This window comes from Pseudoalteromonas sp. CNC9-20, from assembly GCF_022347875.1.
Taxonomy (GTDB): Bacteria; Pseudomonadota; Gammaproteobacteria; order Enterobacterales; family Alteromonadaceae; genus Pseudoalteromonas; species Pseudoalteromonas ruthenica.
This window is the reverse complement of the sequence record NZ_JAKRFS010000013.1, coordinates 1-10839: the sequence shown is the minus strand read 5'-3', so window position 1 is coordinate 10839 and position 10839 is coordinate 1. Positions and strand designations below refer to the sequence as shown.

Sequence of the window (10839 nt, the reverse complement as noted above, 5' to 3'; positions counted from 1 at the left end):
TTAACTATATGCCAATACCTTCCGCTACAATCTTCAACCCCCCAATTACAAGGCCTCTTCTTATATTCTTAGCAAAATCGTAATACCTTAAGTCTTTAAAATTCTCATCATTAATATATGAATCAATTATCGATTTTGGTTGATCAAGCCTTAATGAATTGGTGCCGCCTTTATTAGTTTTATAGCTAGCGTATGAACCATTATCATATCTATCTGTCAATGCACTCTGGTCTGTTAAGACCTTGCGGAAGGTATGAAGATCGTAAACCCATATACCTTCATGCATAGGAATCATATCTATTGCTCCTATATTATGCACAAGGACTGGGATCAATCCGCTAACCTCTTCTTTTGTAAGTCCTTTCGCAATTAGATAATCGAGTGCTTTAGGGTTGATTGCCAGCTCAGATTTCAAGTTTTGCAATTGCAGTACACCAACGTTAAGTTTCCTATCGTAGTGCAAAAGCATATTTACCCAAAAAGAAACTCCTGAACTGAATAACATTGAAACATGCTTTAGCTGTATTGCGTACACAATACCTTTACTCTTATCCCTGACAAATAAATCCACATCCAATTTTTCTGCTTTTGGATCTATACCCATTTCTACAGATGTAGTGTTAAATTCAAAATCCAGGACATCTAAATGGGAGAATTTTTTCAATTCATCTTTTAAGTATCGAGTTTGCTGCCTTTCGAGATCTTTGTTCCAATTCTGTCCAAATCGTTTTTCAGAAAAAAACTGTGCTTGCGATAGCATTCCTCTAATTGTCTCAACGTCTCCTAACCTAAGATCGCCATTGATGATATTAAATAGCCTGTCCTCTGGCGCGAGGTTTAGCTGATGTTCAACAACCATGTCATATGTATTTAGGATACCTTCCCTTTCTGGGTAAACCTTCACTAGCTCTTGATAATATTCACGATTTACAACAACGCCCTGTATCGAAAACGATTCCACTTGAACAACTTTCGTCAAGATCAATACAAGGTCGGCTAATTCATGAAATATACTTAAGATTAATTCGTCGGCACCTAATCTCCAATGTTGAGCAAAGATAGACAATACTCTAGCATGAAGCAGATTGACTGAATCGATGTTTTCTTTAACACTTTCAGGAGTAAGTGTTAACTCTGCATATTTCTTTATAGCTACTGTTGAAGCTACAATTGACTTTTTCTCAAATGCTGATGCAAACCACAAATTATGAAACAACTCCGGTGTTGTCACACTGAAGATAACTGATCCATTTTTATCAGCATCCAACTTAACCGCACCTAAGAAGTATAAGCTGAGGTGATTTACTATCCATACTATATCCAATAACTTTGAAACAATTATCTTCAATCCCTCGTCGTCAACATTGAGAATCGATATCCCGCTTAGATCTTCTGCATTCTTAACTTCAAGTTCTTTCTTATATTGTGAAAAAGTCTGATTATCTAGCTTTAAATCAGAAGTTATTGAAGATAGAACAGTAGACTGAGCAATTTTTAAGGTATTTATTGACGAACCTAAATACGTTCCCTCGAAATTTGAACCCACTTTAAAGTCAACAAAAGTGCAAACTTGTTCTATTTCAAAAATGACTACTTTAACAAGATTTGTGGCTATTGGGTTTGCACCACACAGTTCAAGAATGGTGTTTTTATTTCGTGAGTGTGTAAAAAACTCAATTGGATAATTGAGCATCGATTGTATCGTTTTAATGGTTTCTTTCGGTCTTGAGTCAAATAGTGAAATGTGCATTTTCCTACCCTGATTATTTTAGTCTTACCTACTAAGTGTCTTGGTCTTCCCCCTGAATTCCCACAAATCTTCACTATTATTAAAATGAGCTACCTCATATTTTGGAACACTTAGTCCGATATAAATCGGCAAGCTAGGAGTTCAGGAGAAGATCAAGCGATTATTAAATCCATGTCTTCCATACAATATTTACCCAAATAACCAAGCTTTCACTTCGTCATAATTTTCTAAATACAAAGGTCTGACTAAGGGATTACTTTCCCTTATTTCCTTATCTATGAGGTGATACTGAATATAATACTCAGCCATAGCAGCTCTAACTTCTACAGTGAAGCTATTCCCCTTTCCTTTGTCCATCATAATTACCTGTTTCTGAGATTCAGTTAAGGCGGGTTGCGGCGCGATTTTCAGTTTAATCATGGTCATCCAAGCTTCATCTTGTTCATACTCAACCTCAGACGACTCATTCAGTTCCGCAGCAGTGATTCTTCCAAGATGAAAGTCTCTAAATTCACTACGATATTCATCATATGCTCGGCAATGCCAACGAACACCACTATCAGCTAATGCAATAGGATGAATAATCCTTTCGATGCCATTGGGGTTGGTTAGAGAGTAATAAGTAGCCTTAACTGATAGCTTCTTGTTTATAGCTTGAGTTACAACCCTAACTATTTTTGGGTCAACGTTTCCAGTATGTAAAGGTCCAAAATCGACAGCCAAAGCTCCCCAGTAATCGGATCTATATACTTGACTATTAATCCTTAAAAAAGCCACATACTCCTGCCATGTTTCATCAATATAGTGGCAGGTGAAACTAGAAGTTGGCTCATACTGTTTTAAGCTTTTATTATATTCCAATGAATTAGGGTATAACTCCCTATATTCCGTAAGACTTTTAGTAATATTGCTAATGGTGACTTTAAATAATTTTGCCAACGTTGAAGCGTTTACAACCCCTTCCCAATACGCAAACATCTCGATTGCTTTTAGTCTTACTTCCTTTGTATTTAATCCTCCATTAATCATATGGTTTCTCCCACATTTTTAATTAACTTCAGGGGAACACCATGCGTGATTAGGTGTTCTTGTGTTATGGCCAACTTGTTATTTTCTAGGTTCTTTAAAACTTCTCTAATTTCATAGGGCGTATCAGGAGAGTTAAGTCTTCGTGTTAACTGTTCAAACTGATTCCCAAACTCCTCCAGCTTTGATTTGGCAATCACATCCTCAGGAAGTATGCTTGGAATGATCAGATCGATCACTCTATGCTCAGCGAGCTTTAATGCCATGTCTATTCCCGCAGCATCATAGTCAAAGAACACTCCAACCTTAGTATCTGGCCGAACTTTGCAAATTAACTCGTTTAAGTATTTTTGATTTTTACCATAACCACGAAATACGGCGATAGCACTTTGATATTCAAGCGGTAAAGAAGGAATGACTAGTTCCCAATTTGTTATGAGTTCCCCATTTTCAACGATGATTAACTTACTTATCTTAGTGACATCAATATCGCGAAGCTTCATGGAATAGACAATATTTGGCTGTGCTTCGATTGCGTCTTTAATTCCAGGGATGATTCCTCTGCCCGTCATTGAGAGCATCACTTCAAAAACGCCTCCAGATGCCCATTTTTCATTACTAAAAAAGGAGGAAGCCTCAAGCCTAGTTTCCACATCTAAATCGATGTCTAAAATTGACTTTCCCAATTCTTTGTTAAAATAATTTTCTATTTCAATTAGGTTTGATGGTGTGAAATATATTTTTTTATTTCTGATTATGCCAATTTCGAGTTCTTGAACAATTGCACGCAGAACAGCCGATTCGCTGATTTGACTGGGAGATCTTCTGATTAAATTCTGGGCAGCTCTTATAGTCTTTTTATCTAGCTTCATGAGCAACCTTTCTGAAGAGTATGTCTTTGACATATATAGCCCCATCGAAAGGCGCTATAATTTCTCTAACTTCTTCCACCTCAGCTACTTTCAGTACTGCTTTTCTCTGGGCCTCAAAATAGCTCATGATCATCAACATCCAATCTTCTGGAGTAGACTCTACATTCAAATTGTGAAATACAGCCATAGCGGATAGATCTTGGGTATACTCATCGTCGAAGATTGCATCAAAGAAAAACTCTACATTTTGTATGAGCGGGTCTAGCTCTTCGGTAATTTCTGCACCTCGACCATCTGTAATTTCTACCTTTTGCCCATCAACTCTTAATTCTAAGCTGGAACTCTTTGATTTTTTTAGAGCCGAGAGCGCCGCATTAATTAAATGCTCTTCATCTTTTGCACTTTCCAAATCGGCGAAACCACCTAGAGAAAGCTTATCCGCAATTGAGACACAAATAGGCAGATCAGACAAAGCTGAAATGCTAGGCCTGTAGCCTGGCTCTGATACATACTTGTTATGAAAAGAGTCGATAAGTTTATTGAGCTTTTGAGCGCTTTTATCTTTCAATAACTTATCCAGCATTTTTACGAGTTTACGATTGCTGGCAGCCAAGTCTTTTAAGCATTTATCTACATGCCCCTTAAGCGCTTTCATCAGTAACCTTTCAAGTTGGAGATCTAGTCCAACCCAATCACTCATTTTCTCAACACTCAGTTGAGCAAATACTAGGTTTAGTTTAGTAATTTCGTCCTTACATCTCGTAGTAAGTTTTATTTTTTCATCGATATCAAATGCCACGCTAAATTCGTCACCAATAACGTGATGGAACATATTTACTGTCTCAGTGAGTGTGTCCATGAGTTCCATGACGATTTCTCTTGTCTCATCAAAGAATCTTTCTCCATCATTAAATCGACGTGACTTTGCTTGTTTATAGCTTTGAATTGAATTTTCTAAGTCATCAATTAATCCAGAAAAAGCACCATGCCTTTCTCTAAAGCGGTGCCTACTAGTCACATGATCGAGTAAACCGCGAACTTTACTATGGAGCTGTACTCCTAGGGACTCATCCAAGTAATAAGCCAGTCTATTTTTGCGAAGAGAGTCAATAACCTTCTCATTTTCTGGTGAATCTTCAATTTGCCCTCTAGCGACATAACAAGACTCATCTACGATCTCTACGTGTTTATTAAGAGCTCGAATTGCAGCCTTTGAATCTTCTTTTCTTCCCATTAAAACAACTCCGTTTGTTGCTCTACAGGTTCTTCCTCCTCGAAGCCGTCATACATTCGAATAAACTCTAGCTGATCATAAATCAGTGACCACTTTGCAGTAGCTATATACACTGAACCAGTATTACCAATGCTAGTGAAGTACTTTTCATTTTCCAAGAAGTTTAAAATAGAACGTAGCTTTGACTTCACCTCTGTAGATTTCTGCGCTCGATTAAATTGATGAGCAATATTGTCCAACTGCAAGTTAAGAGAAGAGGATTCCTCTATTGCTGACAACAATTCGGATTCATGTAACCTCATTCCTGCTTCAATTGGCCTAGACTCATTACCAGCATTTCTGACGAGCCTAAGCCAATTGATTAGGCCTTCCAAATTTACGATGACATTTTCAAAATGTCGTTCGACTGCATTTCTCTTTTTTGTTTCTTCAATGGAACTAAATACACAGTAAAAACCTTTCTTATCTCTAGTTCTAACTACCTTTCGACCTATTCTATGGAGAAAATTATTAATGCTTTCTTCATGTCCCGAATTATCTAAATAAGCGAAGCCCTCTGGATTCGTGACTTCACAAATAATATTTTGACTCAGAAGCTCCTCTACGCAGTTCTCAAAGCGACTAGACATTAGCTTGCTCCTGTTCTTTTTCAGCTAATAGCTTAGATTTAAGCGGATTCTTTTTCTTAGCTTCGTTAGATACATATTTCTTAATTCCAAGATTTTTATCCACATGATTTTTAGTAGAAAAATATCTAAGAAGAACAACTGAAGGATTAGGTTGGGCACAAAACAATGAGATGTTATTCTGATCCATAAAATCAAATAAAAGCATCACATTTTCATCTGACAATTCTCCAAGCTCATCTAAAGGCCAATGAATGGTAATGTTTCTGTCTTTACATAAATAACGAGTCATTCCACAGAAAACTACAATCACTGCTAGTTTGGATATACCGGTACTGCTTATATTCTTAAGATCTGCGTCTGTTCTGATATTTACAGGTCGACCATTTTCCGTCATAGAGATGTCAATATCTACCAATGAGTCTATTGAGCTAGAAATTTTGCTTTGTTTTAGCTCCGCTATTACATTGGAAAATGCCACAATGAACTCTTTTTCAGGTAAGCTTTCTCTTCCTGTTTCTCCCCATTTATTCCAAGCACTATTGAAGCTCCTGAGATCTCCCCAAAGGTCAAACTCATCGACTTTGGATACCAACTCCACTCTAATATTGTCTAATGCATTAAAGTTATTTGAAGTGTTAATCTCTTTAACCAGCTTCGAAGAAACATTTTTAACTTTTCTTTTTAGACCATCGAGAGCTTGATAAAAGCGTATGTACCTTGCACCCACAGTTTTTATTGACTCTAGTATTACTGCTTTGATGTCTGGTATCGACTCTTCAATTAGCCTCTTTACATCAGTAACACTTTCAATATGAAATTCTTCCGAAAATTTATCATGAGGAGACAGCGTTATACGTTGCTCTTCCATGTTTTTCCAGATATGTAATACCTTATTGTTGGTACTGCCTGTACTCAGCAGTATGTCGCCAACTTTCTTAACAGCAGAACTGATTTTATGTCTAAGTTTATTAATTGAACTCAAGCATTCTTTCGAAGATTCAATCAGTAATTCTAATGGGAATGATTCATCTAATTGGATTGGCTGGTGACCAATAGGAATCTTTTGTGTATGTAATTCTATAGATTCAAGAATAGAAATAATCGCTTTCTCTTCCTTTTCGAGCTTATCGTGCTGTTCGGCGAGGCTCTCAATATCATCGGTCAGGCTTTTTCTTGTTTTTTCATATTGCTCTTTTGCTAACTCGAGCTCTCTATGAGCCACTGAAGCCTTATCTAATAGGGCAGATAGCTGACTCTCGTAATTTTCTAATTTAACCCAAGCCGAACTTTCCCATAACCTATACTCCGAAATTTCCTTATCAAAAGCCTTAACTTCTCTATACTTGCTTTCAGATTGCTCTTTTCTTGTGCGGGCGGCATCAATTGTTGTGGGATCTATTTCCTTTTTCTTTAACTGACTATCGAAAGCAGCTTTTAAGTCGTCTAATCGTTTTTTTAGCTCTTCTTGGCTATTGGTAATAGAGTCATTTTTGACAGAAATCTCTTCCCGTAAAAGACCTATTTCTGCCGATGCATTTGCCCTAAATGCAAGCTTGTCTTCCTGAAACTTAGCAGTTTCCACTTCTTTAATATTATTTGTTTCTAGCTCAAAGCTTTCGAGTTTTTTAGCCGACACTAAAATACTTACATTTATTTCTTTCTGTCGGCGTTCGATATTGCTATCGATTCGCTGTTTGGTCTTTTGTTGAAGCAAAGTACAAGTTTCTATTTCTTTCTTGATACGATGCTCTTCCCTCACTAAGCCATCAGCCTGTAGTTTTAACTTCTCGATTGATTTATTTTGATCATTCGCTTTTTTCTCAACCGCACCTATATCAGACTTAATATTTTCTATCTCTCTCCCTAACTCCTCTCTTCGTTGATTCAAAATATCATCAGATAAAGCTTCTTCAGGAGGCACTACATTTTCTAGGTTTATGCATAACCCAAATATGCTGTTTGTTTCAGCATCATCAGATACTTCAGGAGATAGTGTTCTGAAAGATAATAACTCGGGTCTCAAGACCTTACCTATAGACTCTCTCCAATCAACTATATTTTTATTAAGAAAGCTTCTTACGGTCCCATCGTCTGGATTTAACTGACGTGTTATTTCAACTCTTCTTTCTTCAGTATCTTCCAACTTTTTCTTTAGTCTTTTGATTTTCTGAAGCAAGTCCTCCCTAGCCACTTTTGCATCACGAACTTCAGCTTCACAAGTCGACTTTTTCTGGGCGATGTCGTATATAACGTAATTTTTTAAGGATTCAACTTTGCTATTTAACTCTTTTAACTCCGAATCCTCAGTGTCTGTATACTTCCCTGCAATTTCATACTGAACTCGACAATTGTTCAATTCCTCAGACAATGACTTACTCAGGAGTGCTCTATCTTCGCTAACAGCTTCCATCTTTGAAGCAAATTCATCGCTCTTCTCTAGTAGCCTTTGTTCAGTAGCCACCTCAACTTCATGTAGTTTTTGGGTCAAGTCAGCAATTTTCTGGGTTTCAGCTTTCTCAAATTGTTCTGAAGCTTTTTCTACTTTACGTACATTTGCATCATAAGCTTGCGTCTCAGCGCTAGCTGAATCGAGCAGCTGCTTAAAGTGTTCGGCATCTTGCTCTGCTCTGAATTTAAACGCCTCTAATGAACCATACTCAGAAAGCTTCGTGGCAATATCGACTTTTTCATCCCACCTTTCACGCTCATCGTAAATACTATCGATAAGGTTTTTCTTCGTTTCAGCTTGATTGGTTAGCTCTTGGAATGTTGTGTTGAGCACAGAAGTATCTTGGTTGTATTTTTGTTGTAGTTCACTTCTCTCAGATTTTAAACTTGAAATTCTCTTTGCCGCCTTCTCAAATTTATCTTTAACAGTGGCTAATTCCTGTTGAAGACTAGCTTGATAAGCAAGTAAGTAACTCCATGATTCTTTTAAAGCTTCATATTGGTGTATGGATTCAGAAAACTTATCTTTGTGCTTATCTAATTCAATTAATGATTCAATACTACTCACATACTCTGAGTCGTCTTTGTGATAAGGAGCCTCTCCGATTTCAATCTGATCTGTAAGAAAACTATCAACCACCATAAGTTTAAATTGAGCTAACAGTTTGTCATGTCTCATCAAAACCGATGCCAATGACTCAATATGCCTCATTTGTGAGTCATGAGTGCATAGAGAAAATTTATGAGCTTCCGGTGCCAAAGACGCTTGTGCTTTTCTTATAACCCTTAAACGTTGCTTGTCGTTTTGTATGACCGAGCGATAATCAATACTGGTCGAAATTTGCTTTGAAACATCAAAGCTGCTTGCAACTACATCTTTCAACCAGTCTTTAACACTTGCAATTTTGTTCAAGGTATCTAATGTAACTTGATTAAACAGCGCTTCATTAGCTGAGCCATCAACAAACCTATAAGCCACTGCATCACGAGATCTATACAATACTGCACATTTGAGGCTACCTTCCTTCTTATACTCAAACACAATCATAGATAATTTTGTTGGCAAATAATGATCGACGAAAGATAACTTTCCAGCGGCCCTATCAACTACTTTGCTCGGCTCCATCCCATAAAAAACAGGTATTAAACTAAGTAAGGTTGTCTTACCGGCTCCATTTCCTCCAGTGTTATTTGTATGCCCCAAGCATTCAACTGGAGTTAGCCTACCTTTGAAGTATGAATGATGAAGATAAATTTGCTCTAACCCAGTTTCCATTTAAACACCCAGAACATATATACATCATTTTAATATACACCAAAACAATATATATGAAAGCTGTTTATTTAAACAGTATGATTTTTGAACATCTTGAAGAATGAGAACCAATAGTTACAACGCATCAAACTTGCCTAGAACCTTAATGAAAAACCGCCATGTATCACTGATTCGTTGTTTCTGACCTCGCTCACAGCCGAATTTCGTAAAAGTGCCAATATTAGAAATTTATCTATAATGAAAACATTCAACATACTTTAGGTTCTTATTCATGATTTTAACTGTTGGTAAAAATAGAACCCTCCCTCTACCTGATGAACTGTTAGAGGATGGCAAACTAGGCATCGGTGATATTTTACTGTGCACAGTCATGGAAGATAATCGTTCAATTAAACTTGAAAAATTTAAAGACCAAACATTAAGCGATGAACAAATCAAAGCGCAAGGTTCGTTGGCTAGGGTCGAAGTATTGAACCCAAAATATTTCGAATAGAGAAGTCTCGCATCCAAAGCTCGCCTGTATGTTAATGACTTGCTATGAATCTTTTTGTATCCCATTATATTGAATTTAGCCTTGGTGCCAGACTAAATCCGCTCTGGAACATTCCATAATGTCACTAATTTTTAAGACTAGTTTTCGGTTGGGCTAGGCTTAAAAGTTGCCGCAAGCTCTTCATTGCTAACATTAAAAAGACGTAGTGCCGCACGAGTAGAAGATGGCGATTCAATACGAGCAAACAACTCTTCAAATTGCATTGCATCTCTGCGCTTTTCAAGTTGTTCTATCAAAGCAGGCTCACCATACTGATAAACATCTGGAATATTGAGGTTGATGACTTTGTCTAAGAAGCGCTGACCAGTATATTGCTCGATTCGGCGCACATGTTCGTCTTCCATAACAAACACAACATCAGACCATTCGAGCAGCTCTTCACTGCATAATGTTGTACTGTTTCGCTTGCACTCTTTCTCGCTCAAACCCGCTGAGCGATAGACGCGTAGTGGGTCTTTCTCCGCAAAGTGCTCTTCAGCTGTTTTGCTGCGATTTAAATTCGAGGTGCATAAAAATAAGATATTCATTACAGCTTTTCCTCAGTTGACTGCCGCTTCCACTCTTGAGCAGCTGCTCGATGTAATAGTCTCTGCGTATCGTCAAATAATGCGCCAAAGTCTTTCTCATTAAGCTGGGGAGGCAACATAAGCTGAACGGTTGGAATGTGTGTTTTAGGGCATATCTCAACATGAAGCACTTCCACTTCGCCGCCTTCAACCATGCCGGACAGTGTCCGAAGTAATCGATTCATTATGAACACGAACTTATCGTCCACCAGCAAAGGGGTGTAAATGAGTACATTCGGTGAGTGTTCACGAAGGTGCTGTTCAAGTGCAGTCGCATACATATGAGCCCCTTAGAGCGATAAAAAACCTTCTATATAGAATGAGACAAAAAGTGGGAAAAATCTCGGAAGTGTCACTTAAATCTCGGAAGTGTCACTAAAATTTCGCAAAAAAATTGTTTAATGGTCTCGACGAACAAAAAACAAAACGATTAAACGCTCAAAAAACGACGCTATCGCAACCTAATTAGTTCAAGTCTGTAAATC

Annotated in this window: 9 protein-coding genes; 1 reads left to right on the top strand and 8 read right to left on the bottom strand. The window is 37.6% G+C overall.

Features of this window, described 5'->3' with window-relative positions; all coding sequences use genetic code 11:
* Positions 1-4: 4 nt before the first annotated feature.
* The 6 genes from MHM89_RS18755 to MHM89_RS18730 form a co-directional block, all read right to left on the bottom strand.
* Positions 5-1750, bottom strand: a complete 1746-nt coding sequence (locus MHM89_RS18755) for a hypothetical protein (protein WP_239409470.1) — start codon at positions 1748-1750, stop codon at positions 5-7.
* A 189-nt stretch (positions 1751-1939) separates the two neighbouring features.
* Positions 1940-2779, bottom strand: a complete 840-nt coding sequence (locus MHM89_RS18750; RefSeq protein WP_239409469.1) for a WYL domain-containing protein — start codon at positions 2777-2779, stop codon at positions 1940-1942.
* A complete protein-coding gene (locus MHM89_RS18745) occupies positions 2776-3648 on the bottom strand; it encodes a hypothetical protein (RefSeq protein WP_239409468.1) in 873 nt (290 codons plus the stop codon). Before MHM89_RS18745 ends, MHM89_RS18750 begins: the two co-directional genes overlap by 4 nt.
* Positions 3635-4882: a hypothetical protein gene (locus MHM89_RS18740; RefSeq protein WP_239409467.1), complete on the bottom strand. Its 1248-nt coding sequence runs from the start codon at positions 4880-4882 to the stop codon at positions 3635-3637. The genes MHM89_RS18745 and MHM89_RS18740 overlap by 14 nt, the downstream gene beginning before the upstream one ends.
* Positions 4882-5511, bottom strand: coding sequence for a hypothetical protein (locus MHM89_RS18735; RefSeq protein ID WP_239409466.1), 630 nt, complete (start codon positions 5509-5511; stop codon positions 4882-4884). The genes MHM89_RS18740 and MHM89_RS18735 overlap by 1 nt, the downstream gene beginning before the upstream one ends.
* Positions 5504-9235, bottom strand: coding sequence for an ATP-binding protein (locus MHM89_RS18730; protein ID WP_239409465.1), 3732 nt, complete (start codon positions 9233-9235; stop codon positions 5504-5506). The genes MHM89_RS18735 and MHM89_RS18730 overlap by 8 nt, the downstream gene beginning before the upstream one ends.
* Positions 9236-9506: 271 nt before the next feature.
* Here MHM89_RS18730 and MHM89_RS18725 point away from each other — a divergent pair, with 271 nt between their 5' ends.
* Complete coding sequence (locus MHM89_RS18725; RefSeq protein ID WP_239409464.1) at positions 9507-9728, top strand: hypothetical protein; 222 nt, start codon at positions 9507-9509, stop codon at positions 9726-9728.
* A gap of 137 nt (positions 9729-9865) precedes the next feature.
* Here MHM89_RS18725 and MHM89_RS18720 read toward each other — a convergent pair whose 3' ends face one another.
* Together MHM89_RS18720 and MHM89_RS18715 are read right to left on the bottom strand one after the other, a co-directional pair.
* On the bottom strand, positions 9866-10315 hold the full coding sequence (locus tag MHM89_RS18720; protein ID WP_239409463.1) for a hypothetical protein: 450 nt from the start codon (positions 10313-10315) through the stop codon (positions 9866-9868).
* Positions 10315-10635: a hypothetical protein gene (locus tag MHM89_RS18715; protein WP_239409462.1), complete on the bottom strand. Its 321-nt coding sequence runs from the start codon at positions 10633-10635 to the stop codon at positions 10315-10317. The genes MHM89_RS18720 and MHM89_RS18715 overlap by 1 nt, the downstream gene beginning before the upstream one ends.
* Positions 10636-10839 lie beyond the last annotated feature (204 nt).